We start from the raw sequence: 22,738 nt of genomic DNA, 5'->3' as shown, positions 1-22,738 counted from the left end.
GGGGCGAACATGGGTCAAGCCGTGGATCGGCGTTGAGTGAACCGCGCCTGGACCGGCCCCCGATGAGCCGGGACGAGGCGGACAGGATGCTCGCGCGCCTCCGCGACGAGAGGGAGCGCATCGGCACCGCCCTGCTGGAGCTGGAGGCCCATCAGGGCTACCAGCTGCTGGAGGGGGCGACGCTGCGCGGCGCGACGCTGCGCGTCCAGTCCGACGTGCGGTCGCGGGCGGCCTCCCTGTGGCTCCTGTTCGACCTCTACGGGCGCGCGCTCTCCGCCGCCGAGGAGCTGTGGTCCCGCCCCGGCAGACCCGGGCAGGCGCGGCTCGCCGAGCTCACCCGCCTCCTGGAGGGGCCTTCGGTGGAGCTGCCCGCTCCGGAGGTGCCGCTGGAGCGGCGGACGCTGCTGGCCGTCCCGTCCGGCGAGCGGCTGACGCTGCGGGCGGCCGTCGACCGGATGACGCCGCTGTACGAGGACGTCGCGCGGGCGGTGTCCGCGCTGGACGCCGTCTGGTCGACGCTGCTGTCGCGGCTCGCCGAGGTGGAGGCCGAGCGGCGGGCGGCCGAGGAGCTGCTGGAGTCCCTCGGCGGCGCGGACCCCGAGTTCGAAAGGCTCCGCGACGAGTTGGAGAGCGTCGCCGCGGTCGTGCGCGCCGACCCGCTCGCGCTGGCGCGGGACGGCCACGCCGACACCGCGCGGCTGGACGCGGTCCGCTCCGGCTTCGCCGAGGTGCGGCGGAGTCTGGAGGAGGCGGAGCGGCTGCGCGACGGGTTCGCCGCCCGGCTCCGCGGCGTCGCCGCCGTCCTGGACCTGCTGCGCGAGGCCGAGGCGGAGGCGCGCGCCGCGCGGGACGAGGTGCTCGCCAAGATCACCACGTCCGCGCTGCCGGACCTGCCCGAGGCCTCCGCCGCCCTCGCCGACCGCCTCGCGTCCGTCACCCGGCCCCGGCAGGGCGCCGCCGCGCGGGGCGGCGGCTGGCGCGAGGCCGCGGAGCGCGTCGCCGACCTGGAGCGCGCGGCGGACGCGGCGCTCGCGCGGGCCCGCGAGACCGCCGGCCTGATCCGGGGCCTGCTGGACCGGCGCGAGGAGCTGCGCGGTCGCCTGCAGGCCTACCGGGTGAAGACCGCACGGCTCGGCCACGCCGAGGACCCCGAACTGGCCCTGGCCTACGAGCAGGCACGCGAGCTGCTGTGGACCTCCCCCTGCGATCTGCGGAAGGCCACCGTGGCGCTGACCGCGTACCAGCGGGCCGTCACCTCGCGGGCGAAGGGAGCGGATCGATGAGCCAGTGCGCGCAGCCCGGGTGCGGCGGCACGATCGCGGACGGCTACTGCGACGTCTGCGGCAATCCCCCGGCGGCCCCGGCGGCTCCCGCGGCCGCCGCGCCCGCGGCGAGCGTCCCGGCGCCGCGCCCGTCCGCCGAGCGGCCCGACCGGTGCGGGCAGGCCGGGTGCGGCGGCACGATCATGGACGGCTACTGCGACGTGTGCGGCTCGCCTCCCGCGCACACCGCGCGTGTGCCGGGCACGGGCACGTCGGGCGGCGCGGGCACGTCGGGCGGCGCGGCCACCTCGGGGAGCACGGCGACCGGCAGCACCCGGACGGGCAGCACCCGCACCGGGTCGACCCGCTCGTCCGGCCGCCGCGGCATGCTCGGCGCCGGGCTCGTCGAGGTGCCGCGCGTCCCCTACCGCGACCCGTCCAGCGCGGTGATGAGCGACCCGCAGGTCGCGGAGGCCAAGCGGTACTGCAGCAGCTGCGGCGAGCCCGTCGGCCGCGGGCGCGGCGACCGGCCTGGCCGGTCGGAGGGCTTCTGCCCCAAGTGCGGCGCCCGCTTCTCCTTCACCCCGAAGCTCAGCCCCGGCGACCTCGTCGGCGGCCAGTACAGCGTGCTGGGCTGCCTCGCCCACGGCGGGCTCGGCTGGATCTACCTGGCCAAGGACAAGAACGTCAGCGACCGCTGGGTCGTCCTCAAGGGCCTGCTCGACAGCGGCGACGCCGACGCGATGGCCGCGGCGGCGGCCGAGCGCGCGTTCCTCGCGGAGGTCGAGCACCCCAACATCGTCAAGATCTACAACTTCGTCCAGCACGACGGCGACGGCTACATCGTCATGGAGTACGTGGGCGGGCAGTCGCTCAAGGACATCCTGCTCGCCCAGCCGCACCCGTCCGGCGAGAAGCACCTGCCCCTCGCGCAGGCCATCGCCTACGGGCTGGAGGTGCTGCGGGCGTTCGAGTACCTGCACGCGCAGGGCCTCGTCTACTGCGACTTCAAGCCGGACAACGTGATCCAGTCCGAGGAGCAGCTCAGGCTGATCGACCTCGGCGGGGTGCGGCGGCTGGACGACCCGGACGGCGCGATCTACGGCACGGTCGGCTACCAGGCCCCCGAGATCGCCGACGCCGGCCCGTCGGTCTCCTCCGACCTGTACACGGTCGGCCGCGCCCTCGCCGTGCTGAGCTTCCCCTTCAAGGGCTACACCCGCGCGTACGTCCACTCGCTGCCGCCGCGCGAGGAGATCCCCGTCCTGCGGCGCTTCGAGTCCTACGACCGGCTGCTGCGCCGCGCCACGCACAAGGAGCCGAGCGCCCGCTTCCATGACGCGGCGGAGATGGCCGAGCAGCTGACCGGCGTGCTGCGGGAGGTGCTGGCGGCCGAGGACGGCGCGCCGCGTCCCGCGCCGTCCGGGCTCTTCGGCCCGGAGCGGTTCACGACGCGGATGGCGGGGGGAACGCGTGAGGAGGCCGCGCTTCCGCCCGTCCCGCCGCCGGTCGCCGCCGCCGCGCTGCCGGCGCCGCTCGTGGACGGCGCCGACCCCGCGGCCGCGTTCGTGTCCGGGCTCGGCGCGCTGGAGCCGGCGCAGGCCGCCGAGGCGGCGGCGAACGCGCCGGAGCGCACGCCCGAGGTCAGGCTGGCGCTCGCCCGCGCCAAGATCGAGCTGGGCGCGGCCGAGGAGGCCGACGGGCTGCTCGACGCGCTGGCCGCGGAGCGCCCCTCCGACTGGCGGATCGGCTGGTACCGCGCGGTCGGGCTGCTCGCGGGGGGCCGCGTGGACGAGGCCGCCCCGCTGTTCGACCGGCTGTACGGGCTGCTGCCCGGGGAGGCGGCCCCCAAGCTGGGTCTCGCCTACTGCCGCGAGCGGTCGGCGCCCCACGACGCCGTCCGCCTGTACGAGACGGTGTGGCGCACCGACCAGAGCTACATCAACGCCGCCTTCGGCCTCGCCCGGGTGCATCTGGCGGCGGGCGACCGCCGCGCCGCGGTCGCCGCGCTCGACTCGGTACCGAAGATCTCCATCCGGTACGTGCCCGCCCAGGTCGCGGCCGTCGTGACGGCGGTGCGCGGCCGTCCCCCCGCCGAGCTGGCGGCGGCCGAGCTGGTCGCCGCGGGCGACCGGCTCGCCGCCCTCGACCTGGACGCCGAGCGCCGCGACCGGCTCGCCGCCGAGGTGCTGGAGGCCGCGCTCGGCTGGCTCCTGGCGGGTCCCGGCACGGCGGCCGGGCCCCGGGGCGGCTCCCTGTTCGGCGCCCCGCTCGCCGAGACCCCGCTGCGCCGCCTGCTCGAGGGGACGTACCGGGAGCTGGCGCGCCGCACCCGCGACCGGGACGAGTGCCGCCGGCTCGTCGACTCCGCCAACGCCGTACGCCCGAGGACTCTGCTGTGACCGACGACCCCACCGGAGCCGACCGCCCCACCGGGCCCGACGCCGGACCCGACACCCCCGGACCCGACACCCCCGGACCCGACACCCCGGGAACCGACGCGGCCCTGACCGACCAGGGGAAGCCCGCCGAGCTGTCCTGCCCCGCCTGCGGCGCCGTGGTGTTCGCCGAGGAGATCTTCTGCGAGGAGTGCGGGCACCGGCTCGCCGACGGACCGCCCGCCGAGGCCGCCGGGCGCGACGGCGCGACGGTCCGGCAGGAGTCCGCGCCGTCCGCCCGCCGCAGCACCGCGGGCCCGTGCCCGGGGTGCGGCGGGACGGCGATCGGCGCGGACGGCTACTGCGAGACGTGCGGCCTGCGCCAGCCCGCCGAACGCGACCACGTCGAGATCGAGCTGCCGGCCGCGGCCGGCGGCAACGGCACCCGCCCGGTCGTCGCGGCGGGCGCGAGCGACCGCGGCCGCCGCTACAGCCGGAACGAGGACGCGCTGGCCCTCTCCGCGCACCTCTCCGGCGTCGCGGCCGTCGTGTCGGACGGCGTCGGGTCCTCGCAGCGCCCCGACGAGGCGTCCCGCGCCGCCGCCGACACCGGCCTCGCCGAGCTGGTGGCGAGGCTGGACGCCGGGGAGGGCGCCGAGGACGCCACCCGCCACGCGGCGCTGCGGGCGGCCGCCGCCGTCGCCGCGCTCGCCACGTCGCCGTCGGACGCGCCGTCGTGCACCTACGTGTCCGCGGTGACGCGCGGCCCCGCGGTCACGGTCGGCTGGGTCGGCGACAGCCGCGCCTACTGGCTGGCCGCTGACGGCTCATCCGGCGCGGGCGGGGAGGCCGCGACGGGCCCGGCACCCGATGAGGTGGACGAGGCCGAGGTCAGCACCGGCGACATGGCCGAGCTCGGCCCGTCCCGCCGGCTCACCGAGGACGACTCGTGGGCCGCGTTCATGGTCTCCACGGGCTCGCTGACGGAGGCGGAGGCGGAGGCGCACCCGAACGCGCACGTCATCACCGCGTGGCTGGGCGCCGACGCCGGGCAGGTCGAACCGCACGTGGCGACGTTCCGGCCCAGCGGCCCCGGCACGCTCCTGGTGTGCAGCGACGGGCTGTGGAACTACTTCCCCGACGCCGCCGACCTGGCGGCACTGCTGGCCGGCGATCCCGAGGGCGGTGAGCCTGAGGGCGGCGAACCCGGGGGCGCAGGCTCCTCCGGCCCGGCGGCCGATCCGCTCGGCGCCGCGCGGACGCTGGTGCGCCGCGCCCTCGAGGCAGGCGGCCGCGACAACATCACCGTCGCCGTGATCCCGGTCCCCTCCCCCGGCGGCTCCGGCAGCCGCGTCCACGAGAGCATCTCCCAGACCACGGAGCAGCCCCGATGAGCGAGCCGCAGTTCACCCTCTCCATCGACCAGAACAAGTACCTGCCCGTGGGCGGACGCGAGATGCACGCCATCGTGTCGGTCGAGGCGGTCGCCGCCCCGGGCGGCGCCCCCGCCCCGTCCGCGACCCGGGCGGCCGAGGTCGTCATCATCGACACCTCGGGTTCGATGTCCTACCCGGAGACCAAGCTGCGCGCGGCGATCGCGGCCGCGCAGGTCGCGATCGACACGCTGCGCGACGGCGTGGAGTTCGCGGTCGTGTCCGGCTCCAACACGGCCTCGATGGTCTTCCCCCGGCACCAGGGGCTGGTCCCGGCGTCGCCGGAGACCCGCGCCGAGGCCAAGCACGTGCTGAGCCGGCTGAAGGCGTCCGGCGGCACCGCGATCGGCTCGTGGCTGCGGCTGGCCGACGACCTCTTCGCCGGCCGCGACGGCATCAGGCACGCGATCCTGCTGACCGACGGCAAGAACCAGCACGAGACGCCGGAGCAGCTCGACGCGGCCCTGGCCCGCTGCGGCGGGCGGTTCGTCTGCGACTGCCGCGGCGTCGGCACCGACTGGGAGGTCGCCGAGCTGCGCAAGGTGGCGTCCGCCCTGCTCGGCAGCGTGGACATCGTGGCCGACCCGGCGGGCCTGGTGGCCGACTTCCGCGCCATGACGGAGGCGGCGATGGGCAAGTCCGTCGCCGACGTCGCCCTGCGCGTGTGGACGCCCCAGACGGCGCGGCTGCGGTTCGTCAAGCAGGTCTCCCCCTCGGTGGAGGACCTCACCGCCAAGCGCGCCGAGTCGGGCCCGCAGGCCGGCGACTACCCGCTCGGCGCGTGGGGCGCCGAGAGCCGCGACTACCACATCTGCGTTGAGCTGCCGCCCGGGGAGGTCGGCAAGGAGCTGCGCGCGGCGTGGGTGAAGCTCGTCGTGCCGGGTGCGCCCGGCGAGGAGGCGCGGGTCGCCGCGAGCGCGAACGTCCTGGCCCAGTGGACCGACGACGAGGCGGAGTCCACCCGGATCAACCCGCGGGTCGCGGGCTACACCGGGCAGGCGGAGCTGGCCGCGGCGATCCAGGAGGGCCTCCAGGCGCGCAAGGACGGCGACGTCGACACCGCGACGGCGCGGCTCGGCCGGGCCGTGGTGCTCGCGGGCGAGGCCGGCAACGACGAGATCACCGCGATGCTGCGCAAGGTGGTGGACGTCGTGGACGAGGCGACCGGTACCGTCCGGTTGAAGCGCGACGTCGCCAAGGCCGACGAGATGGAGCTCGACACGCGCTCCAGCAAGACGGTCCGGACACGCAAGGACGAGACGGTGACCACCAGGAGGAGCGAGGGCTGAGCATGGCGAGCTGCCCCAGCGGACACACCTCGCAGTCGCAGGACTACTGCGACGTCTGCGGCGAGCGCATCGGCGGCGCCCCCTCCGGCGCCGCCGCGGGCGCGTCCGCCCCGCAGCCGTCGCCGGGCGGGACTCCGTGCCCCGACTGCGGGACCCCGAGCACCGACCGCTTCTGCGAGGCGTGCGGCTATGACTTCGCCATCGGGGGCGGCAAGCCCACCCCGGCGTCGGAGCCCGCCCCCTCACCGGCGCAGACCGCGCCGTATGAGGCCATGTCCCCTGAGTCCGTCCCGTCCGGGTCCCCTGCGTCCGTCGCGTCCGGACCCCACGCGGCGCAGCGCGGGCCGTCCGACCCGCGGCGCCCGCCCGCGCCTCCCATTCCGGCGCCGCCCGTGCCGGCGCCGCCCGTGCCCGCTCCCCCGGTCCCGGCTCCGCCGGTCCCCGCGCCGCCGGTTCCGACGCATCCCGTCCCGGAGCCGTCCGCCCCCGGGGCGGTGTGGACGGCGGTCGTCCGCGCCGACCGCGAGTACTACAACACGGTCATCGCCGAAGAGGGGCCCGACTCGGCGTCGCTGTCGTTCCCGCCGTACGCGCCCGAGCGGCGCATCCCGCTCACCGGGGGCCAGGTCCGCATCGGGCGGCGCAGCTCCTCGCAACCCTCTCCGCCCGAGATCGACCTGCGCGAGCCCCCCGAGGACCCCGGCGTCTCCCACGTGCACGCGGTGCTGTTGGCGAAGCCCGACGGCACCTGGACGCTGGTCGACCCCGGCTCCACCAACCGCACCTGCGTGAACGGCTCCACCGCCCCCATCCCCTACAACGTGGAGGTCCCGCTCACCGACGGCGACCGGATCCACGTGGGCGCCTGGACCACGATCACGCTCACCCGAGGCGAGGCGACATGACGGCCGTCCAGCAGTCCCCGCCGGCGGGCCCGCCGAGCCCCGCCGCGCACGCGCCGCCCCCGGCCCGGGGCGGAGGCGGCGGGGACCTCCGCCCGGCCGCCGCGCCGACCGGTGTCGCGCGGCTGCTGCCCCGCACCGTCGCGGCCCGCGTCCGGGCGCTGACCGTGCTGTCGCTGGTACTGCTGGTGGCGCTGCTCGGCGTCGCCTGGGCGGCGATCGGCGACGCCCGCGAGGGGGTGCGGGTCATCGGGCACGACGCGGGCCCGCAGGTCGTCGCCACCGGTGACCTGTACTTCCAGCTCAGCGACATGGACGCGCAGCTCGCGAACGCGCTGCTGATCGGCGACGCGGCGGGCGGCGGGCGCGAGCAGGCGCTCGCCCGCTACGACCAGAACCGGCGCAGGGCCGGCGACGCGCTGCTGAAGGCCGCCAAGCTCGCCGACGAGACGACCGAGAACAACACGGCCCGCGACCTGCTGGACGCGCTGGCCCGCTACGAGCGCCTCGCCGGGCAGGCCCTGCTGCTGGACCGGCAGAGCCCCCACGCGTCCGGGCCTCCGGCGCAGAAGGTCGTCGACCTCTACCGGCAGGCGACCGACCTGATGAAGCTGGACCTGCTGCCGAAGGCGTACAACCTGACGCTCGACAACGGCACCCTCGTCCGGCACACCTACGAGGACAAGCGGTCGGCGGTCCTCGCCGGCCGCACCGGCATCCTCGCCACGGGCCTGGCGCTCGTGGCCGTCCTCGCCGGATTCCAGCTCTACCTGGCCCGGCGCTTCCGCCGGCTGCTGAACGTTCCGCTCGCGCTGGCGACGCTCGGAACGCTCGTCCTTGTCGCGGCGGGCTCCCTGATGCTCACCGGCCAGGCGGACCATCTGCGCCAGGCCAAGGAGGAGGGCTTCGACTCGATCCTGGGGCTCTCGCGGACCCGCGCCATCAGCAACAGCGCGAACGCCGACGAGACCCGGTTCCTGCTCGACCCCGGACGGGCCGACGCCTACGAGCAGGTGTACCTGAGCAAGTCGCAGACCGTCCTGTACCTGAAGGCCGGGAACCTGACCCAGTACAACGCGGCCGTCCAGAAGGATCTGTCCTTCGAGCCCGGACGCGTGCCGTTCCTCGGCTTCCTGGGCGCCGAGGCCGGGCGGCCGGCGCGGTCGGCCGCGCAGAAGGCGCGGCTCGCGGACGGCATGAACAAGGTGCTCGCCGACTACCAGAAGGTCCAGGCGAACGACCGCCGGATGCGCGACCTCGCGGACGGGGGGCAGCGCGACCAGGCGGTCGCCGCCCGCGGTGCGGCCGCCGCCGACTTCACCCGGTACGACCGTTCCCTCCAGGCGCTGGTCGCCATCCACCAGAGGGCGTTCGACGAGGCCGTGAAGGACGGGGACGGCGGGACGAGCGGCTGGTACGCCGTCCTGCCCGCCGCCGGCGTCGTCATCGCGGCGCTCGTGCTCATCGGCGTGCGCCCCCGCCTGGCCGAGTACCGGTGGTCGAAGTGAGGGCGCGGCGCCTCGCGGCGGCGGCGCTCGCGGCCGCGGCCGTCCTCGGCGCGGGGACGGCCTGCGCGATCGCGGACGCCCGGGAGGACTCCGTCGCCGGCAAGAAGGCGCTCGTCATCGGCGTGAACGGCGACCAGCCGGGGCTCGGCGAGCGCCAGGGCGACGGCTCGTTCACCGGATTCGACGTCGACATCGCCAAGGAGATCGCCCGGCGCCTGAAAGTGCGCGCCGGCGACGTGACGTTCAAGCGGGTCACGTCGGCGACCCGCGAGAAAATGCTTCAGGACGGCGACGTCGACCTCGTGGTGGCCAGCTATTCCGTCACGCCCGAACGCAAGGTTCAGGTGTCGTTCGCGGGTCCCTACTATGTGGCCCACCAGGACATTCTCGTCCGCCGTTCCGACGCCGGCCGCATCCGGAACATCGACGACCTGAAAGGGCGGCGGCTGTGCCGCGTCCCCGGGTCGGTGTCGTTCCCGCGCGTCCACGACGAGCAGGGCGTCGCGGCGCTGCCGGTCGAGGCGGGCGGGTACGCGGGGTGCCTCACCGAGCTCACCGGGGGGCGGCTCGACGCCGTCTCGACCGACGACCTGATCCTCGCGGGCCTCGCGGCGAAGGCGTCCGGGAGCGGCGGCGGGCTCACGATCGTCAACGCCCCGTTCACCGACGAGCCGTACGGCGTCGGCATCAGGAAGGGCGACGTCAACGGCTGCGAGGCGGTCAACAAGGCGATCACGGGGATGTACCAGGACGGCACCGCCCCACGCCTGCTGGACAAATGGTTCCGCCCCGCCGGGCTGAAAGTCACCACCACCGTCCCGCAATTCGAGGGCTGCGTCTGAGAATTCGTCACCGAGCGCATGGGAAGTGTCACGGAATGGCACGGGACGGACCGGTGAGGCCGGCCGGTCACTGAGATCAGTCGGTTACGTAAGTTTTGGTCGGCCCACGTGATCGTAAGTTATGGTCGCGATCAAAACCCGTTCCGGTAATCAGCGTCACGCCCGAGGAGTGCAATGACGACGGTCATCCTGGTGGTGATGTGCGTCGTGGTGGGGGCGCTCGAACTGTACGCGGGCAAGCAGAGCCGGGACCAGGCCAACGCCTTCACCCGCCGGATCGACGAGCTGAACGACCAGGTCACCAAGCAGAACAACGTCCTGGTCACCGTCGGCGAGCAGCTCACCGCGGAGCTGTCGCGGGTCAAGCAGGACGTGCTGCCCGCGCTCGACAACCGGCTCCGGCAGAACACCGGGCAGGTGGAGGAGCTGGCCGGGCTCGTCCACCAGGCGGACGACTACCTGCGGACCCAGGCGGGCAGGCTGCACGAGCTGGAGCAGCAGCGCATCACCCTCGCCGCGCTGCGCCGCAAGCTCGGCGAGGTCGAGACGTCGGTGCGGTCCGTCACCCGCGCGGGCGGCGAGACCGCCGACGGCAGGGTCGACGCGGCGCTCGGCCGGCTCGCGGAGCTCGAACGCGGCGGCGAGGAGATCCTGGAGCTGCAGCGCGCCCTCACCCGCACCCTGGAGGACGTCGAGGACGTCGTCGCCGAGCTGCTGCAGTTCACCGAGGGCGAGCTCGACGACACCGTCACGGCGGCGCTCACCGGGCGCCCCCGCGCCCACGGCGGCGCCGTCACCGCCACGGGGCGGCTGTGGACGCGCGACGAGCAGCTGGAGGACATCCTCTGCGACATCTACGAGCGTTGCGTGCGCGCCAGCCGGCTGGACGTCCGGTTCCGCACCGCCGAGGACGCGAACGGCTCGGCGTCCGGCTCCCCGGAGCGCCGCCGCTACTTCCTCGGCGGCCACGCCAGCGAGGACCTCGCGGGCGTGTTCAGCGCGCTGCTGATCTCGGCGGGCGCCGGGGCGCGCCCCAACGGCGGGCTGTCGGGCGGCGAGGCCAAGCGCGGGCTCGCCAGGGTCGAGCCGGGCGTCCCGCCGGGTGTGGAGCCGGTCCGCGCCCCCGAGGACGAGGCGGCGCTCAAGGCGCTCCTGCGGACGCTGGCGGAGTGCTCGGGCGCCGTCGCGCAGATCGGCCCGCTCATGGCCGTCCGGACGCGGGACGAGCTGCTGTGCGCGGTGCTGACGGCCGCGCAGTCACTGGAGCTGGAGAGCGACGAGGTGTTCTGGGACCCGGCCGCCGCGAGCGTCCGGCTGCGGCGGCTGCCGTCCCATCAGCTGTGGGACCTCACCGGCTGGGCCACTGCGCCGTAGGCCCGCACGGAACGCTCCGAAGGGCCGCCGATGCGCACGTAGAGAGGGCACGTCAGGGCGCCGGTCCACGGGTCGGCCTCGACGCACAGGCCGATCCCGGCGGCGCGGTCGAGGAACACCGCGTTCTCCACCGCCCGCGCACCGCGCACCGCGTACGGCACGGAGTCGGCGTCACCGGTGTCGAAGAGCTCCTCGAACGTCAGCCGCCGCGCGAACCGCATCAGCACGGCGGCGTCCACGACGCGGCTGCCGATCGCCGCCGACGGGCCCGCCACGACGATGCCGAAGCTCGGGTCCTCCCGGCCGCGCACGTAGATCTCGCGGTCCGGTTCGAGGCCGCGGCGGCGGTCCGGGACGTGCACGCCGAAGCCGGCGTCGCCGTTCAGGTAGGCGGGCGGGCCGAACCCGGGCGCCGGCGCCCCCTCGCGGACGCGCAGCGCGCCCGCGGGCATCTCCCAGCCGGGCAGGTACACCCCGAGGCCCCGCAGCAGCAGCCGCCAGATGGGACGTCCGGTCACGTCGGGAGCGAACTCGCCGCGCGGGCCGCCGGCCCCCTGCGGCTTCGCGGCGTCACCGTCCATGAGAACCATGATCGGCGAACGGATCCGCCTCCGACAAGGCCCCGCACGGGGGCGGAGCCCTTACCGCGCGGCCCCTGCACCGCCGGTTCCGCGTCGGCTACGGTTGACCCACCCGGATCATGACGAGGACGCCGCCGTGAATCTGCAGGACATGATGGTGCACCGCGACACCTCGTCGCGGACCGTCGACAAGTATCTGATGTCCTACGAGGGCCGTGTCATCGCGGTGCGGCGGCACCCCGCCGTCCTGCTGCTGCCGGTGTCGGTCGTCGTGCTCGGGCTCATCGCGTGCGGCGCGGCGAGCGCGGTCACCGGGCAGGTCTGGCTCTGGTGGCTGTGGCTGATCGCCGTCGGCTTCCTGGCCTGGAAGGTGATCGCCTGGTCGGTGGACTTCTTCCTCGTCACCGAGCACCGGGTGATGGTCGTCAACGGCGTGCTCAACCGCAACGTCGCGATGATGCCGCTCGCCAAGGTCACCGACATCGCGCTGAACCGCTCGGTGACAGGGCGGATCCTCGGCTACGGCGAGTTCGTGATGGAGTCCGCGGGCCAGAAGCAGGCGCTCCGCAACGTCGGCTTCATGCCGTACCCGGAGCAGCTGTACCTGGAGGTCTCGTCCGTCATCTTCGGCTCCGTCGACGAGTCGCCGGACTGATCCCCCTTCGGGGTCAGGAGTCGAAGCCGAGGCCCATGCGGTCGAGGGTGCGGAGCCAGAGGCCGCGGCGTCCGGCGTTGCGGTCGGCGCGGGCGATCTCGCGCCGGGTCAGTTCGATGACGCCGTAGCGCAGCGGTTCGGGCGGGAACGGGACGGGCTTGGTGCGCACCATCTCCAGCCGCGTCCGCTCGGTCTCCTCGCCGGGTGCGAGGCCGACGCTCAGCAGGTCGAGCATGGTGTCGGCGCCGAAGCGGGTGGCGCCGACACCGAGGCCGGTGTAGCCCGCCGCGTACGCGAGCCTGCCGTCGTAGGCCGTCCCGAAGAAGGCGCAGAAGCGGCTGCACGTGTCGATGACGCCGCCCCAGGCGTTGCTGAAGCGGATGCCCTCCAGCTGCGGGAACGTGGCGAAGAAGTGCCGGGCCAGCGTCGTGTACGTGGAGGGGCGCCGTTCCAGGCCGGGGTGGAAGCCGTTGCCGAAGTGGTAGACGGCGTCGTAGCCGCCCCACAGGATCCGGTCGTCGGCGGTGAGCCGGTAGTAGTGGAACTGGTTGGCGCTGTCGCCGAGCCCTTGCCGGTGCCGCCAGCCGATGGCCTCGCGCTGGGCGGCGGAGAGCGGCTCGGTGACGAGCGCGTAGTCGTACACGGGGACGACGTAGTGGCGCAGGCGCCGCAGGACCGGCGGGAAGGCGCCGGTTCCCAGGGCGACCTTCCGGGCGGTGACCGTCCCGAGCGGACCGGGCTCGCCGCCGTTCCGCCGCGGGGGCGCGGCGGCCGTGAGCCGGAGCCCGCGGGCGTCGGAACGCATGGCCGTGACGCGGGTGTTCTCGAAGACGCGGACGCCGAGGGAGCGGCAGGCGTCCGCCAGGCCCCAGGCGAGCTTGGCCGGGTGCACCATGGCGACGGCGTCGCGGTCCCACAGGCCCGCGAGGTAGGTGGGCGAGTCGACCTCGGCGCGGACCGCCTCCGGTCCGAGCAGGATCGGTTCCCAGCCGTGCTCGTAGGCCTTCTCCGCCGCCTCCTGGAGCAGCGGGACCTGCCACTCCTCGGTGGCGACGCTCATCTCCCCGGTGGGCTCCCATTCGGCGTCGATGCCGTAGCGGGTGAGGGTCTCACCGATGGCGCGCAGGTTGTCCCAGCCGAGGCGTTCGAGGGTGTGGACGTCGTCCGGCCAGCGTCCGAGGCCGTTCTCCAGACCGTGGGTGAGGCTCGCGGCGCAGAACCCGCCGTTGCGTCCGGACGCGGCGGTGCCGATGCGGCCGGCCTCCAGCACGACCACGTCCAGGGACGGGTCGCGCTCCTTGGCGAGCAGCGCCGTCCACAGGCCGCTGTACCCGCCGCCGACGACGGCGAGGTCGCATGTCAGCGCACCGGTCAGGGCGGGGCCCGCGGCGGGACGGGCCGGGTCCTGGAGCCAGAAGGGCTCCGGCGCGGCGTCGGCGAGCGACTGGGCCACGTTCACGTTCACGTCCGCGCGCGGTAGCTGCGCCGCGCCGACACCACCGCGATCACCACGCCGACCGCGAAGATGATCGTCCCCATCACGTTGACCTGCGGCGGGGTGCCGGTCCTGGTGGAGCCGTAGATCCACAGCGGGAACGTCACGGTGGCGCCGCTGGTGAAGTTCGTGATGACGAAGTCGTCGATGGACAGCACGAACGCCAGCAGCGCGCCCGCCAGCACGCCCGGCATGATCATCGGCAGGGTGACCAGGCGGAACCGCGTCCACGGGCCGGCCCCGAGGTCCTGCGCGGCCTCCTCCACCGAGGGGTCGAGCCCGACGACGCGGGCGCGGACCGTCACGGCCACGAAGGCGATCGAGAACATCACGTGCGCGAGGAGGATCGTCAGGTAGCCGCGCGGCAGGTTGAACGTGACGAACATCGACAGCAGCGACGCGCCCATCACGATCTCCGGGCAGGAGATCGCCATGAACAGCACCAGGTTCGTCGAGCCCTTGCCGCGGAACCGGTACCGTCCGAGCGCGAGGCCCGCGAACGTCCCGATGACCGTCGTGATCAGCGTGCTGAACACCGCGATCGTCAGCGAGTTGACGACCGCCGCGGTGAGGTCGCTCTTGTCGAACAGGTGGGCGTACCACTTGAGCGTGAAGCCCTGCCACTGGAAGTTCTGCTTGCTGCGGGTGTCGTTGAACCCGAACAGGATCATGATCGCGATGGGCAGGATCAGCCACGCGATCAGCGCGAGGGTGTAGAGGTGCAGGACGGAGATCCGGCGCCTGAGGGGTGCGCGGCGCGGCCGCGGGGGCTGCTTGGTGAGGGTCACCGGGGCCTCGGTATGCGTCGTCATCGGCCGGCCGCCTCCAGGACGTCCTGCGTGCCGAGCGTGCGCGCGTAGGCGAAGATGCCGACGAGCAGGATCGCCATCAGCGCGAACGACAGTGCGGACGCCATCGGGTAGGCGCTGTTGTTGAAGTACTCGGTCTGGATGACGTTGCCGATCATGGTGTTCTGCGGGCCGCCGAGCACCTCGGCGTTGACGTAGTCCGACGACACCGGCACGAACGTCATGATCACGCCGGCGAACACGCCGGGCAGCGACAGCGGCAGGATGACCCGCAGGAACGCCTGCGTGCGGCTCGCGTACAGGTCGTAGGCCGCCTCCACCACGCGCGGGTCGACGCGTTCGAGCGCCACGTAGATCGGCAGGGCCATGAACGGCAGGAAGTTGTACGCGAGCCCGGACACCACCGCGGCGCCGGTGTCGAGGATGTGGAAGCCCTGCGGCAGGACGCCGTGGTCGCGCAGCGGCCCGAGGATCGGCCCGTTGTCGGTGAGGACGAGCTTCCACGAGACCGTTCGCAGGATGAACGAGACGAAGTACGGGAGCAGCAGCATGAACAGGTACGTCGACTTGGCGCGCCCGCCCCGGAACGCGATCCAGTACGCGGCCGGGTAGGCGAGCACGATGCACGCGATCGTCGCGAGCAGCCCGTACCAGAGCGACCGGACGAACTTGTCGCCGTAGGTGCTCAGCCCGTCGGTGTAGTTCTGCCAGTGCAGCGTCTGCTGGAAGCCGTCGATGAGGTTCCCGGTCTGCAGCGACAGGGAGACCATCAGCAAGAGCGGGACGAGGAAGAACGCCGCCAGCCACAGCCCGCCCGGCAGGATCATGAGGTACGGCGCGAGCCGCCCCCGCACCCCGCCCATCACGAGCCCTTGGAGATCGGCTCGAAGATCTTCTGGTACTCGGCCTCCTCGGCCTGCGTGAGCCGCCGGTAGTGCCGCAGCCGGGCCAGGTCGGCCTGCGAGGGGAAGATCAGGGGGCTGGTGCTGAGCCGGATCAGGTCCTTCTTGTCAGAGCCGCCGGCCTGCTCCGCCTTCTGCGCGATGAGCTTCTGGGTGGCCGGGATCGGCGGCATGTAGTTGATGAACTCGGTCAGCGGCGCGTTGTTCTCCGGGACGTACAGCCAGTTCATCAGCATCAGCGCGTCCACCGGGTTCTCGGCGGTCTTCGGGATGCACAGGTTGTCGGTCCAGATCGTGCCGCCCTCCTCGGGCACCACGAACTTCACGTCGGGGCTGGTCAGGCTGTACACGTCGCCGGACCACGCCATGGTCATCCACACGTCGCCCTTGCTGACGGCGTCGACGTAGTCCTGGCTGTAGTACTTGCGGACGATGCCCTTGTCGCGCTGCTCCCGCAGCTTGGCGGCGGCCTTCTCCCAGTCCGCCTTCGTCGACTTCTCGGGGTCGATGCCGAGCAGGAACATCCCGAAGTTCCCGAGCTCCTGCGAGTCGCCCATCATGCCGACCTTGCCCTTGTACTTCGGGTCGAACAGCTGGGCGATGCTGGTGATCTCCTCCTTCACGTACTTGGTGTTGTACGCGATCCCGGTGACGCCCGACTCGTACGGGATCGTGAAGGCGTTGCCGGGGTCGTAGGAGGGGTTCTTGAACGACGGCCCGGCGTTCGCCTGGAAGTTCGGCAGCTTCGACAGGTCGAGCGGCGCCAGGTAGCCGAGCTGGCGGCACTGCTCCAGCTGGATCCCGTTCGTCATCACCATCAGGTCGAAGCCGATGGACTGGCCGGCGGCCAGCGGCGCCTGGATCTTGCCGAACCAGGGGCCCATCTCCTGGATGACCTCCTTGTAGGTCACCTTGACGCCCGTCTCCTTCTCGAACGCCTTGATGGTCTCCCGGTCGTCCTGCATGTAGCCCGGCCAGTTCGCCCAGTTGAGCGTGCCGTTCTTGGTCTTGCCCGCCCAGTACTTCTCGACGTCGCTCTGGCTGACCTTCTCCTTGCCGCCCTGGCCCTTCACCCCGCACGCCGACAGGGCGAGCCCGGCGCCGGCCGCGCCCATCAGCCTGAGGACGTCGCGGCGGGCGGGGCCGCCCGCGCTGGAACGCGCCAGACGCGGCCTGGTGAGTCCGCGCAGGAAGGCGGGGTCGAACTGGCTCACTGTGGGGCTCCTATGGCGTACGAGTGGCACGGGTCCCACGACAGCCAGACGCTGTCGCCGCGCACGGCGACGTCTTCGGCGGACGTGGCGTTCTGGAGGAACACCACGACGTCGGCGCCGGCCGAGGTGGTGATGTTGTAGTTCGTCGACGTCCCGAGGTACACGACCTCGGTCACGGTCCCCCGGACCGCGCACAGCCCGTCACCGGGCTTGTCCAGCCCGATGCAGATCTTCTCGGGGCGGACCGTCAGCTCCACCCGGTCCCCCTCGGCGGCCTCGCGGCCGTGCCGCATCGGGACCTCGATCCGCCCGTCCGGGCCGTGGGAGAGCACCGCGCTGCCCGGTTCGGTGCCGGTGACCTCCCCCTCCAGCAGGTTGGACGTCCCGATGAAGCCGGCCACGAAGCGCGTCGCGGGATGCTCGTAGATCTCCCGCGGCGTGCCGAGCTGCTCGATCACCCCGTCGTTCATGACGGCGACGCGGTCCGACATCGTCAGCGCCTCGCCCTGGTCGTGCGTCACGTACACGAACGTCACGCCGACCCCCCGCTGGATCCGCTTCAGCTCGACCTGCATGGCCTGGCGCAGCTTCAGGTCGAGGGCGCCGAGCGGCTCGTCCAGCAGGAGGGCCCGGGGCTCGTTCACCAGCGCCCGGGCCAGCGCGACCCGCTGCTGCTGGCCGCCGGACAACTCGGCGGGACGGCGCTTCTCCCGGCCCGTCAGGTCGACGATCTCCAGCATCCCGCCCACCCGCCGCGTGATCTCCGCCTTCGGAACGCCGCGCCGGCGCAGGCCGAACGCGACGTTCTCGAAGACGCTCATGTGCGGGAAGAGCGCGTACGACTGGAACACCATGTTCACGTCGCGCCGGTTGGCCGGCACGTCCGTGACGTCCTGCCCGTGCAACCGGACCCGGCCCGCCGACGGCTCCTCGAAGCCGGCGATCATGCGCATGGTCGTCGTCTTGCCGCATCCGGACGGGCCGAGCAGGGAGAAGAACTCCCCCTCCGCGATCGTCAGGTCGACGCCGCGGACGGCCGCCACGGTCTCGCCGTAGGCGTGGTACGACTTCTGGACGCCCTCGAGCTCGATGGCGGGGACGGCGCTGGCCGGATCGTCGCGCGGCGCCGCGACGGGTCGGGTCTCGGTCATGGGCGGGACTTCCTTCACGGGCTCCGGTCGGCGGCGCTCAGCCGCCGATGTAGTGCATGACGTGCTTGACGCGGGTGTAGTCCTCGATTCCGTACATCGACATGTCCTTGCCGTAGCCGGAATGCTTGAAGCCGCCGTGCGGCATCTCCGAGACCAGCGGGATGTGGGTGTTGACCCACACGGCCCCGAAGTCCAGTGCCTTGGTCATCCGCATGGCGCGGCCGTGGTTCTGCGTCCACACGCTGGCCGCCAGCCCGTACTGGACGCCGTTGGCCCACTCGATCGCCTGCGCCTCGTCCGAGAAGCTCTGGACGGTGATGACCGGACCGAACACCTCGTTCTGCACCATCTCGTCGTCCTGGCGGAGGCCGCCGACGACGGTCGGCGCGAAGAAGTAGCCGCGGTCCCCCACGCGCTCACCGCCGGTGAGGACCTTCGCGTGGCTCGGCGCCCGCTCGATGAAGCCCTGGACGCGCTCCAGCTGGTTCGCGTTGTTCACCGGCCCGTAGAAGGCGTCGGCGTCGCTGGGAGGTCCGACGGCCGTCCCCTTGGCGGCCTCGGTGAGCGCCTCGGTGAACTCCCCGTGCAGCCGGTCGGCGACCAGTACGCGGGTGGCGGCCGTGCAGTCCTGGCCGGCGTTGAAGTACCCCGCCTCGGCGATGCCCGTCGCCGCCGCCTCGACGTCGGCGTCGTCGAAGACGATCACCGGCGCCTTGCCGCCGAGCTCCAGGTGCACCCGTTTGAGGTCCTTGGCGGCCGACGCGGCGACCTCCATGCCGGCCCGCACGCTCCCTGTGATGGACACCATCTGCGGCGTCGGGTGCTCCACCAGCGAACGCCCGGTCTCGCGGTCGCCGCAGACGACGTTGAAGACGCCCGGGGGCAGGAACTCGGCCGCGATCTCCGCCAGCATCAGCGTGCTCGCGGGGGTGGTCTCGGACGGCTTGAGCACGACGGTGTTGCCCGTCGCCAGCGCGGGCCCGATCTTCCAGACCGCCATCATCATCGGGTAGTTCCAGGGCGTCACCTGGGCGCACACCCCGATCGGCTCCCGACGGATCGAGGAGGTGTGGTCCGCCATGTACTCTGCGGACGCCTTGCCCTCCAGCACCCGGGACGCGCCGGCGAAGAACCGGAGGTTGTCCACCATCGGCGGCACCTCCTCCTCGAGGGTCATCTGGAGCGGCTTGCCGGTGTCCCGGCTCTCCGTCCTGACGAGCTCCTCCGCCCGCTTCTCGACCGCGTCCGCGAAGCGGAGCATCGCGAGGCTCCGCTCGCCCGGCGTGGCGTCGCGCCAGGCGGGGAACGCGTCGGCCGCCGCGCGGAACGCGGCGTCGACGTCCTCGGCGCCGGACACTGGCGCCTCCGCGTACGTCTCGCCGGTGCTGGGGTCGACCACCTCCAGCGTCCGCCCGTCCTTGGCGTCGACGTACTCTCCGCCGATAAAGTTGCGCAGCCGCTCGCCGCTCATCCTCAGGTCCCTCCTGGGCATCTTCGCCCGTTGTGTCCTGTTGGCCCGACCCTGACAGAGGATTCAGCCCAACACAAGTGATTCCGTTGTTACGATCCAGTTTCACGACTGATTCACTTGACCCAGAGGCCTCACACCCTCGATGCCGCAGCTAGGAGATCCTGATGGAACGGGCCCCCCGCGTCCAGCTCGACGAGACCGCCAAGCAGATCATCGAGCAGCTCCAGCAGGACGGCCGCCGCTCCTACGCCGCCATCGGCAAGGCCGTGGGCCTTTCCGAGGCCGCCGTGCGCCAGCGCGTGCAGAAGCTCCTCGACACGGGGGTCATGCAGATCGTCGGCGTCACCGACCCGCTCATGCTCGGCTTCCACCGGCAGATGATGATCGGCGTCAGGTGCGAGGGCGACCTGGAGAAGATCGCCGACGAGCTCGCGGCGCTCGACGAGATCGACTACGTCGTGATCACCGCCGGCTCGTTCGACATCCTCCTGGAACTCGTCTGCGAGGACGACGAACGCCTTTTGGAACTTCTCGGCCGAATCCGCGCCATACCCGGCGTTGTCTCCACCGAGAGCTTCGTCTACCTCAAACTTCGCAAACAGACCTACTCCTGGGGAACCCGCTGACTCCATCAGACACCCGACGATTCTCGTTCTCTGAGGGGATGTTCTGGCAACACCTCGCGGCGTACTTTTAAAGGCCGCAAGGAAGGGAGACCGGCCATGCCCGAGTCGGTTCGCCAGGACCTTCCGGTCGATCCCGCCGACGATCACATCGCCTTCCGGACCTCCGCGGAGCAGTTCCTCATGATCCGCACGGCGGCCGAGCTGATCGGCTGGACGGTCACCGACTACGTCCTGTCAGCCGCCCTGGACCGCGCCGAACGCGACCTCTACGAACACGCCGCCGCACAGGAGGCGGCGGCACCCGCCCCCGACCCGATCCCTCCCTACACGGCCCTTCTGCTGGCCCTGACCTGACCCGCCATGCCCGGCCGAGGGAACCCGTTGGCGGAGGACCGCGAAGGCAACGCGCTCACGGACTTCCTCCCGGCCGCCCATCCCGTCCCCGGTGACGCCCCGATGCCCGCGGCATTGGCGGCGGTCTGGCACGACCATCACCTCCTGCTGGTCTACGACCGCCACCGCCGCCAATGGGAACTCCCGGGCGGAGTGATCGAGGCGGGCGAGTCGCCCCTGGAAGCGGCGGTCCGCGAACTTCACGAGGAGACCGGCCTCCACCTTCCCGCCCTCACCCTCGCCGGCTACGCCCGTTTCCGCCTGGTCTCGCCGCCCCGAGAGGAGTACGCCGCCCTCTACACGGGCGAATCCCCCACCCGCCCCAGCAACTTCACCCCCACCGACGAAATAGCCGCGATCCGCTTGTGGGACCCGACCACCCCCCGTCCCCACCGCGCGCAAATCCTCGACACGACCCTGGCCCTGATGACCCCACCCGGCCGGCTGGTGCGCGGGGCTGGAGAATGGGGGGATGGCTGAAGCTGCGAGCAAGGCTTGTCTGTTCTGCGAGATCATCAAGGGTGAGCGTCCCGCGCACATCGTGCTCGACGCACCGGACGCGATGGCGTTCCTCGACACTCGGCCACTGTTCAAGGGGCACGCCCTCCTGGTCCCCCGGACGCACTACGAGACGCTCACGGACCTGCCCGAAGACCTCCTCGGACCGTTCTTCGCCCAGGCCCAACGCCTGGCGAAGGCGATGGAGGACACGCTCGAAGCAGCCGGCTCGTTCGTCGCCATGAACAACCGGATCAGCCAAAGCGTCCCGCACCTGCACGTCCACGTAGTCCCCCGCAACCCGAAGGACGGCCTCCGCGGCTTCTTCTGGCCCCGCCAGAAATACGCCTCCGAAACCGAAGCCGCCACCTACGCAACCCGCCTCTCAAAAGCCCTCACCACCCCCACCTAACAACCCTGCGGGCGATACGACAGCACGGCTCGGTGGGTGAGGGGACGCTGCGGTTCGGGGGCGCCTCTTGGTGGCGGGTCTAACGGCCTCCTTATGCGGTGGGCTCTAGCGTCTGGTTGTCATGCGGCTGGAGCGTGTCGCCTTTCGTTACCGTCGGCGGGATCCGTGGGTGTTCCGGGACGTCTCGTTGTCGCTGCCGGAAGGAAGTGTGACCGAGGTGACCGGGCATAACGGCGCAGGGAAGTCCACTCTTCTCCGCGTGATGGCCGGCCTGCGCAGGCCCCGTGCGGGCGCCGTCAAGGGCCGTCCCGCGAGGGTCGGCTACGCGCCTGAGCGGTTCCCGGTGGACCAGCCGTTCAGCGTCCGCGCGTACCTGGGCCACATGGCGGCCATTCGGCGCGTCCCCGCCGCCGCCTGCGACGCCTGGGCGGAGCGGTTGAGCTTTGACCACCTCCTCGATGTCCGGCTTGCCGAGTTGTCGAAGGGCAGCGCCCAGAAGATCGGGATCGCGCAGGCGCTCATGGCGGACCCCGAACTGCTGGTCCTCGACGAGCCCTTCGCCGGCCTGGACGCCGCCACACGCGACGCGCTCCCCGGGCTGATCTCCGAGTTCGCGGCGCGCGGCTCCACCGTCGTCGTCAGCGACCACCAGCGCTGCATCGAGGCGATGCCCGGCGTCGACCGCCTGCACGTCGCCGACGGCTCCGTGACCCCGCTGTCGGCCGGGGGCGGAAGCGCCTGGACCGTCCTGGAGGTCGAGGTGCCCGCCGACGAGGCCGACACCGTGGAGACGAAGCTGCGCGCCGACGGCTACCGGGTCCGGAGGCCCGCAGAGTGATCGCGCTCGTCCGGTTCCAGGTGGCGGGATACCTCCGCTCGCTGCGCGTCCTGCAGCCGCTGATCGTCGTGGCGCTGGTCGTCGCGCTGGTCCTTTCACAGGGGCCGAGCGGCCCGGACGCCGCCGCCCTCGCCGTGCGGACGCTCGCGGACGTCGCGGCGATCCTGTTCCCCGTGTGGGCGTGGGCGGCCCGCGCCCTCCTCGACACCCAGCCCGACGAGCAGCGCGCCTTGACCGCCACTGCGGCCCGCCACCCGTCAGCACCCACATGGGCCGGTCTGCTCGCCGCTTACTGCGTGAACGTCTCACTGGGCGCGCTGGCACTGGCCGTTCCTCTCATTCAGGCCTTCCTGGTCGGTTCGCCAGGGCGAGCCGTCTTGGCGGGGTGCGCGTTGAACCTCCTCGTCGCCGTCCCGGGCACGCTGCTGGGGGCATGGACCAGCCGCGCCCTCATCCCCGATCCCGGCGTCTCGCTGCTGGCGCTCCTCTGCGGCGCGACCGCGCTCCTTCTCCTCGGCATGGGACGGCTCTCCTGGCTCTCCATCCCGATGATCGGCTGGATGCACGCGGCCCACGACGGCCCGAGCGCCTTCGTCTCGCACTTCCCCGCGACCGCCCTCCACGTGCTCGTCTGGTCCGCGGTGGTCGGCGCCGCCTACCTCCTCACCGTCCCCCGCCGCACCCTCTGAGAGCCCCGTGCGGGGT

The 22,738-nt window shown here is 72.7% G+C and carries 22 protein-coding genes; 15 read left to right on the top strand and 7 right to left on the bottom strand.

The window, feature by feature from the left end:
• The first annotated feature begins 32 nt into the window (after positions 1-32).
• The 8 genes from ABWI07_RS27075 to ABWI07_RS27040 all read left to right on the top strand — a co-directional run bounded on the left by ABWI07_RS27075 (position 33) and on the right by ABWI07_RS27040 (position 10,988).
• Complete coding sequence (locus tag ABWI07_RS27075; RefSeq protein ID WP_353820183.1) at positions 33-1,283, top strand: hypothetical protein; 1,251 nt, start codon at positions 33-35, stop codon at positions 1,281-1,283.
• A complete protein-coding gene (locus tag ABWI07_RS27070) occupies positions 1,280-3,664 on the top strand; it encodes a serine/threonine-protein kinase (RefSeq protein ID WP_353820182.1) in 2,385 nt (794 codons plus the stop codon). Before ABWI07_RS27075 ends, ABWI07_RS27070 begins: the two co-directional genes overlap by 4 nt.
• On the top strand, positions 3,661-5,034 hold the full coding sequence (locus ABWI07_RS27065) for a PP2C family protein-serine/threonine phosphatase (RefSeq protein WP_353820181.1): 1,374 nt from the start codon (positions 3,661-3,663) through the stop codon (positions 5,032-5,034). Before ABWI07_RS27070 ends, ABWI07_RS27065 begins: the two co-directional genes overlap by 4 nt.
• A complete protein-coding gene (locus ABWI07_RS27060) occupies positions 5,031-6,362 on the top strand; it encodes a vWA domain-containing protein (RefSeq protein WP_149257770.1) in 1,332 nt (443 codons plus the stop codon). Before ABWI07_RS27065 ends, ABWI07_RS27060 begins: the two co-directional genes overlap by 4 nt.
• A 2-nt stretch (positions 6,363-6,364) precedes the next feature.
• On the top strand, positions 6,365-7,267 hold the full coding sequence (locus ABWI07_RS27055) for an FHA domain-containing protein (RefSeq protein WP_353820180.1): 903 nt from the start codon (positions 6,365-6,367) through the stop codon (positions 7,265-7,267).
• Positions 7,264-8,772, top strand: a complete 1,509-nt coding sequence (locus ABWI07_RS27050; RefSeq protein WP_235036601.1) for a GlnX family signal transduction membrane protein — start codon at positions 7,264-7,266, stop codon at positions 8,770-8,772. Before ABWI07_RS27055 ends, ABWI07_RS27050 begins: the two co-directional genes overlap by 4 nt.
• Complete coding sequence (locus ABWI07_RS27045) at positions 8,769-9,614, top strand: transporter substrate-binding domain-containing protein (RefSeq protein WP_500202340.1); 846 nt, start codon at positions 8,769-8,771, stop codon at positions 9,612-9,614. Before ABWI07_RS27050 ends, ABWI07_RS27045 begins: the two co-directional genes overlap by 4 nt.
• A gap of 174 nt (positions 9,615-9,788) precedes the next feature.
• The gene (locus ABWI07_RS27040) at positions 9,789-10,988 is read left to right on the top strand and encodes a hypothetical protein (protein ID WP_353820178.1); all 1,200 of its coding nucleotides are present in this window, start codon (positions 9,789-9,791) and stop codon (positions 10,986-10,988) included.
• Here the strand turns inward: ABWI07_RS27040 and ABWI07_RS27035 are convergent.
• Positions 10,949-11,569, bottom strand: coding sequence for a hypothetical protein (locus tag ABWI07_RS27035; protein ID WP_149257773.1), 621 nt, complete (start codon positions 11,567-11,569; stop codon positions 10,949-10,951). The genes ABWI07_RS27040 and ABWI07_RS27035 overlap by 40 nt on opposite strands.
• 136 nt (positions 11,570-11,705) lie before the next feature.
• Here ABWI07_RS27035 and ABWI07_RS27030 point away from each other — a divergent pair, with 136 nt between their 5' ends.
• Positions 11,706-12,224 carry a PH domain-containing protein gene (locus tag ABWI07_RS27030; protein WP_353820177.1) on the top strand — a complete coding sequence of 173 codons (519 nt, stop codon included), beginning with the start codon at positions 11,706-11,708 and terminating at the stop codon, positions 12,222-12,224.
• A gap of 13 nt (positions 12,225-12,237) precedes the next feature.
• On the opposite strand, the gene ABWI07_RS27025 is transcribed toward ABWI07_RS27030, so the two are convergent.
• Genes ABWI07_RS27025 through ABWI07_RS27000 form a run of 6 tightly spaced genes read right to left on the bottom strand, consistent with a single transcriptional unit; the run spans position 12,238 to position 19,266 of the window.
• Positions 12,238-13,683, bottom strand: coding sequence for an NAD(P)/FAD-dependent oxidoreductase (locus tag ABWI07_RS27025; RefSeq protein ID WP_353820206.1), 1,446 nt, complete (start codon positions 13,681-13,683; stop codon positions 12,238-12,240).
• Between the two features lie 2 nt (positions 13,684-13,685).
• Complete coding sequence (locus tag ABWI07_RS27020) at positions 13,686-14,531, bottom strand: ABC transporter permease (protein ID WP_149257774.1); 846 nt, start codon at positions 14,529-14,531, stop codon at positions 13,686-13,688.
• Positions 14,528-15,391, bottom strand: a complete 864-nt coding sequence (locus ABWI07_RS27015; protein ID WP_353820176.1) for an ABC transporter permease — start codon at positions 15,389-15,391, stop codon at positions 14,528-14,530. Before ABWI07_RS27015 ends, ABWI07_RS27020 begins: the two co-directional genes overlap by 4 nt.
• On the bottom strand, positions 15,391-16,644 hold the full coding sequence (locus ABWI07_RS27010) for a polyamine ABC transporter substrate-binding protein (RefSeq protein ID WP_353820175.1): 1,254 nt from the start codon (positions 16,642-16,644) through the stop codon (positions 15,391-15,393). Before ABWI07_RS27010 ends, ABWI07_RS27015 begins: the two co-directional genes overlap by 1 nt.
• Positions 16,641-17,795, bottom strand: coding sequence for an ABC transporter ATP-binding protein (locus tag ABWI07_RS27005; RefSeq protein WP_149257776.1), 1,155 nt, complete (start codon positions 17,793-17,795; stop codon positions 16,641-16,643). The genes ABWI07_RS27010 and ABWI07_RS27005 overlap by 4 nt, the downstream gene beginning before the upstream one ends.
• A gap of 37 nt (positions 17,796-17,832) precedes the next feature.
• The gene (locus ABWI07_RS27000) at positions 17,833-19,266 is read right to left on the bottom strand and encodes a gamma-aminobutyraldehyde dehydrogenase (RefSeq protein ID WP_353820173.1); all 1,434 of its coding nucleotides are present in this window, start codon (positions 19,264-19,266) and stop codon (positions 17,833-17,835) included.
• 164 nt (positions 19,267-19,430) lie between these two features.
• On the opposite strand from ABWI07_RS27000, the gene ABWI07_RS26995 reads away from it, so the two are divergent.
• The 6 genes from ABWI07_RS26995 to ABWI07_RS26970 all read left to right on the top strand — a co-directional run bounded on the left by ABWI07_RS26995 (position 19,431) and on the right by ABWI07_RS26970 (position 22,722).
• The gene (locus ABWI07_RS26995) at positions 19,431-19,892 is read left to right on the top strand and encodes an Lrp/AsnC family transcriptional regulator (RefSeq protein WP_149257778.1); all 462 of its coding nucleotides are present in this window, start codon (positions 19,431-19,433) and stop codon (positions 19,890-19,892) included.
• A 96-nt stretch (positions 19,893-19,988) separates the two neighbouring features.
• Positions 19,989-20,246, top strand: a complete 258-nt coding sequence (locus ABWI07_RS26990; protein ID WP_149257779.1) for a type II toxin -antitoxin system TacA 1-like antitoxin — start codon at positions 19,989-19,991, stop codon at positions 20,244-20,246.
• Between the two features lie 27 nt (positions 20,247-20,273).
• Positions 20,274-20,765 carry an NUDIX hydrolase gene (locus ABWI07_RS26985; protein ID WP_353820172.1) on the top strand — a complete coding sequence of 164 codons (492 nt, stop codon included), beginning with the start codon at positions 20,274-20,276 and terminating at the stop codon, positions 20,763-20,765.
• On the top strand, positions 20,758-21,195 hold the full coding sequence (locus tag ABWI07_RS26980; protein ID WP_149257780.1) for an HIT family protein: 438 nt from the start codon (positions 20,758-20,760) through the stop codon (positions 21,193-21,195). Before ABWI07_RS26985 ends, ABWI07_RS26980 begins: the two co-directional genes overlap by 8 nt.
• A gap of 121 nt (positions 21,196-21,316) precedes the next feature.
• Positions 21,317-22,033, top strand: a complete 717-nt coding sequence (locus ABWI07_RS26975) for an ATP-binding cassette domain-containing protein (RefSeq protein ID WP_149257781.1) — start codon at positions 21,317-21,319, stop codon at positions 22,031-22,033.
• Positions 22,030-22,722: a hypothetical protein gene (locus ABWI07_RS26970; RefSeq protein WP_353820171.1), complete on the top strand. Its 693-nt coding sequence runs from the start codon at positions 22,030-22,032 to the stop codon at positions 22,720-22,722. Before ABWI07_RS26975 ends, ABWI07_RS26970 begins: the two co-directional genes overlap by 4 nt.
• The last annotated feature ends 16 nt before the right edge of the window (positions 22,723-22,738 follow it).

This window comes from Actinomadura sp. NPDC000600 (genome assembly GCF_040492135.1).
Classification (GTDB): domain Bacteria; phylum Actinomycetota; class Actinomycetes; order Streptosporangiales; family Streptosporangiaceae; genus Spirillospora.
Note: the sequence above shows the minus strand (reverse complement) of the source record. Positions and strands in the feature narration are given on the sequence as shown.

What these genes read in the sequence shown, in the direction of transcription:
- ABWI07_RS27015 (WP_353820176.1), bottom strand. Translation starts at nt 15,391, where the DNA reads ATGGGCGGGGTGCGGGGGCGGCTCGCGCCGTACCTCATGATCCTGCCG.
- ABWI07_RS27020 (WP_149257774.1), bottom strand. Translation starts at nt 14,531, where the DNA reads ATGACGACGCATACCGAGGCCCCGGTGACCCTCACCAAGCAGCCCCCG.
- ABWI07_RS26980 (WP_149257780.1), top strand. Translation starts at nt 20,758, where the DNA reads ATGGCTGAAGCTGCGAGCAAGGCTTGTCTGTTCTGCGAGATCATCAAG.
- ABWI07_RS27035 (WP_149257773.1), bottom strand. Translation starts at nt 11,569, where the DNA reads ATGGACGGTGACGCCGCGAAGCCGCAGGGGGCCGGCGGCCCGCGCGGC.
- ABWI07_RS27055 (WP_353820180.1), top strand. Translation starts at nt 6,365, where the DNA reads ATGGCGAGCTGCCCCAGCGGACACACCTCGCAGTCGCAGGACTACTGC.
- ABWI07_RS27005 (WP_149257776.1), bottom strand. Translation starts at nt 17,795, where the DNA reads ATGACCGAGACCCGACCCGTCGCGGCGCCGCGCGACGATCCGGCCAGC.
- ABWI07_RS27050 (WP_235036601.1), top strand. Translation starts at nt 7,264, where the DNA reads ATGACGGCCGTCCAGCAGTCCCCGCCGGCGGGCCCGCCGAGCCCCGCC.
- ABWI07_RS26995 (WP_149257778.1), top strand. Translation starts at nt 19,431, where the DNA reads ATGGAACGGGCCCCCCGCGTCCAGCTCGACGAGACCGCCAAGCAGATC.
- ABWI07_RS27040 (WP_353820178.1), top strand. Translation starts at nt 9,789, where the DNA reads ATGACGACGGTCATCCTGGTGGTGATGTGCGTCGTGGTGGGGGCGCTC.
- ABWI07_RS27060 (WP_149257770.1), top strand. Translation starts at nt 5,031, where the DNA reads ATGAGCGAGCCGCAGTTCACCCTCTCCATCGACCAGAACAAGTACCTG.
- ABWI07_RS26975 (WP_149257781.1), top strand. Translation starts at nt 21,317, where the DNA reads ATGCGGCTGGAGCGTGTCGCCTTTCGTTACCGTCGGCGGGATCCGTGG.
- ABWI07_RS27070 (WP_353820182.1), top strand. Translation starts at nt 1,280, where the DNA reads ATGAGCCAGTGCGCGCAGCCCGGGTGCGGCGGCACGATCGCGGACGGC.
- ABWI07_RS27000 (WP_353820173.1), bottom strand. Translation starts at nt 19,266, where the DNA reads ATGAGCGGCGAGCGGCTGCGCAACTTTATCGGCGGAGAGTACGTCGAC.
- ABWI07_RS26990 (WP_149257779.1), top strand. Translation starts at nt 19,989, where the DNA reads ATGCCCGAGTCGGTTCGCCAGGACCTTCCGGTCGATCCCGCCGACGAT.